At 44.4% G+C, this 2,857-nt stretch carries 2 protein-coding genes; one reads left to right on the forward strand and one right to left on the reverse strand.

Going from position 1 to position 2,857, the window contains the following annotated elements:
* On the reverse strand, positions 1–1,641 hold a 1,641-nt coding region (locus VIP81_RS28270), incomplete at its 3' end, for an alpha-galactosidase (RefSeq protein ID WP_331969498.1).
* Between the two features lie 229 nt (positions 1,642–1,870).
* Here VIP81_RS28270 and VIP81_RS28275 point away from each other — a divergent pair.
* On the forward strand, positions 1,871–2,857 hold a 987-nt coding region (locus VIP81_RS28275; protein WP_331969500.1), incomplete at its 3' end, for an ABC transporter permease.

Here is a 2,857-nt window from a genome sequence, read left to right on the forward strand (position 1 = left end):
GAAGAAATGAGAGTATCCGTATTGGATATAAATTCTTTCCAGTCCATCCGTATTATCGCTGGGCCAGAATTCGGTGAAGTATTTTAAGGCGCCGTAATCCGTACGACCACCACCGCCGGAGCAGAGCATGATGGGCAGATGTGGATATTTAGTCCTTACCCTGTCCAGCACTTTATACAAGCTCCGGGTATATTCTATGAAAAGATGTGATTGTTTTTCTTTCAGATAGGGAGACCAGGTATTGGTGAGCATGCGGTTGCAATCCCATTTTATATAAGCGATACCCGGGTTTTCTGACATTGTTTTATCAACTATTCCATACACGAAATCCTGTACAGCAGGGTTCGTAAGATCGAGAACCATTTGGTGGCGGTAATAATTTTCTGCTCGGTTGGGAAGGCGCAACACCCAATCAGGATGTTTGGTATAGAGCTCGCTCTTGGGATTTACCATTTCGGGCTCCAGCCAGATGCCGAATTTAACACCTTGTTTTTCGGCTTCCTGTACGAGGTATCCCAGGCCATGCGGGAGTTTGGTGGTATTGGGTTCCCAGTCGCCCAGACCTGCATTGTCGGCATTGCGGGGAAATTTATTGGCAAACCAGCCATCATCCAGCAGGAAGAGATCTACGCCTAATTTTTTTGCGCCGCCAAAAAGACTGGTAAGGCGTTGTTCGTTGAAGTCCATGCCTGTAGCTTCCCAGTTGTTTAGCAGGGTAAGACGCGGACCACGGCCATCCAGGACGCCGTAGTCAAGTGCCCAGCGGTTAAAATTACGACTGGCTTGTCCTTTTCCTTTTGTGGATAAGGTGAAGATGAATGCAGGCGTGGTGAATAGTTCACCTGGTTTCAGCGTATAGTCGCTGGCGTAGGGATTAATACCGGAGTTAATATGCAGGGTGTTATGTTCATCTACCTCAAAACCAAATTTGAAATTACCTGTCCAGGCCAGGGTGCCAGCCAGGACTTCGCCGCTTTCTTCTTCTGCAGGATGATTAAGAGCGAGGAGAAACAGTGGTGATTGGAGCATGTTGGCGCGGGTACCCAGTTTGCTGTCAAGTATTTTCATGCCGGCAGTCAGGTATTGTTCCTGCATGTTTACTTCTTTTGCCCAGTCGCCATGGAATTGGGTCAGCCAGTATTTATCTGCTTTCAGATGCAGCATGGAAGAGGCATAAGCGGTGACCAATACCGGCTTTTTCTCCGCATGTTTTATTTCTGTCCAGGCTTTAATGATATCCTCTTTGTAATACGCCTCAAAATGGAGGATAACGGTTACCGGATATACGGGATCTTTCAGCGTAATAGTGGTAGTGGTGATATCGTTTTCCTTTTGAGGGGCAGATTCGTGGGAAGCGTATTTCAGTTCCAGCGAAGGGTTACCATCATTGTGTACAATACGGATAGCAGGATCGAGGAGGCTTTCCATGCCGGCCGTAACATAGGCTTCCTGTTTGCCTTTGGCTGCGGTATCTGCGTTGGCCGGCTGCAATGCCTGACCGAAATATTGTTGCACCAGCCGCCCTTCCCGGTTAACGCCATATACCAGGCTGATATGGTGGGTAGTAACACGGATATTTATATTTTGCGCCGAAGCCCAGTGGGTCAGCATTACCAGGCCAATGGCCAGTATTTTCTTCATGTTAAAATATTTATTAACGAGGAATAAGCGTACAAAATACAAATAAAAAGAAGGGATGTATGACCTAAATTTAACCGGTTCTTATACTTTTTATACAAAATGCAGTCGTACAGAACTGGACAACAAATGTACGTTATCGGACAAAGGAATTATAATAATAAGACTCATTATCAATGCGTTACCTTGCGGCATTTTTTTAGCGGACACCAATATTCTATACACTTGTGTTATGATAAAAAACTACTTTCTGATTGCATGGAGAAATATTGTGAAGAACAGGTTTTTTTCGGTGGTAAATATTTGGGGATTATCAATAGGAATCACCTTTGTATTGTTAATAGGAGCGTATACATGGGGAGAGCTGCAGGTAAACCGGTTTGTTAGAAACAACGACCGGATTTTCCAGTTGAAAAGTAAATGGGCAAACCCTGAAACAGGTGTTGAATTTGCAACATTAGGACCGCTAACAAAATCATTGCAGGATAATTATCCGACGCTGATAGAAAAGGCGTATGCGCATGATGCTATCACTAGTGTGGTGTCTGTAGGAGATAAGCATTACCGGGAAGGGATACATCCCGGGGATTCCACTTTTTTGGATGTATTTAATTTTCCGGTAGCGTATGGTGATCCGCGTACGGCCATGGACAAGGCTAATGCGGTGGTGCTGACGGAGCGTAAAGCAAAGTTGTTTTTCGGAAAACCAGATGTAGTAGGGAAGTTGTTAAAGATACAATCGTTCGATGGCAGGAATGAAGATTTTGAGGTAACAGCGGTGATAAAGGATCTGCCGTTTAATACCATTACGGATTACAGCAAGCCTGGAAATGAAATATTTCTGGGGCCGGCAAGCCTCCGGTACTTTGGTCGTGAGTTTGGTTTCAACAGCTGGCAATCACCGAATATAGTTGGATATGTGTTGTTGAAGCCAGGCGTAAAACCGGAGCAATTAAAAGTACCGCTGGCCACGTTGATAAGGATAAATGCTTCTCCCGAAATACAAAAAACACTGGAGGTATATCCACTCGCGTTAAAGGACTGTTATATCAGTATGTATAAAGGACTCGCAGGAAAAATGATTACTATTTTTTCCTTTGTAGCGATGTTCATTTTGCTGATGGCGGTTATTAATTTCGTTAATATTTCTATCGGCAATTCATTAACCAGGCTAAAAGAAATTGGTGTAAGAAAAGCCATGGGAGGCAAGAAGCGGCAG

It is taken from the genome of Chitinophaga sp. (assembly GCF_036566945.1).
Taxonomy (GTDB): Bacteria; Bacteroidota; Bacteroidia; order Chitinophagales; family Chitinophagaceae; genus Chitinophaga.